Here is a 499-nt window from a genome sequence, read left to right as displayed (position 1 = left end):
CAACCGCTACCTCCATACTCGCCTCAGCCTAGCACACTTCCCGTATCACAAGACGTTGGCAGACTTCGATTTTACGTTTCAGCCGTCCATCGACGAACGACAAATCAGGGAATTAGCACAACTGTCGTTCGTGGAGGAACGCAACAACGTCATTCTCCTCGGTCCGCCTGGCGTAGGCAAGACACATTTGGCTGTAGCACTGGGGATGGAGGCCTTGCAAAACCGAATGAGTGTGTATTTCGTCACCATGCAGCGGTTGGTCGCCGATTTACGAAAAGCGCATCAGGAGGGCCGCTTAGAGAAGCGATTGAAGGTGTACATCCAACCAAAACTCCTCATCTGCGACGAGGTTGGTTATCTGCCACTGGACGCGCTGGATGCAGCAAACTTCTTTCGTCTGGTCTCGGAGCGGTATGAACAAGGGGCGATGATTATCACGTCCAATACAAGTTTCACCAACTGGGGGGCCATGTTTGGGGATCAGGTGTTGGCGTCGGCT

Annotated in this window: 1 protein-coding gene; it reads left to right on the top strand. The window is 53.1% G+C overall.

From position 1 onward, the window contains the following. Positions 1–499 (top strand): IS21-like element helper ATPase IstB (gene istB, locus J3482_RS20255; protein WP_206923095.1); only part of this gene is annotated, 499 nt, incomplete at both ends.

Origin of the sequence: Alicyclobacillus suci (assembly GCF_017329615.1) — a bacterium.
GTDB lineage: Bacteria > Bacillota > Bacilli > Alicyclobacillales > Alicyclobacillaceae > Alicyclobacillus > Alicyclobacillus suci.
The sequence above is the reverse complement of the archived record's forward strand: the minus strand, read 5'-3'. Positions and strand labels throughout refer to the sequence as shown.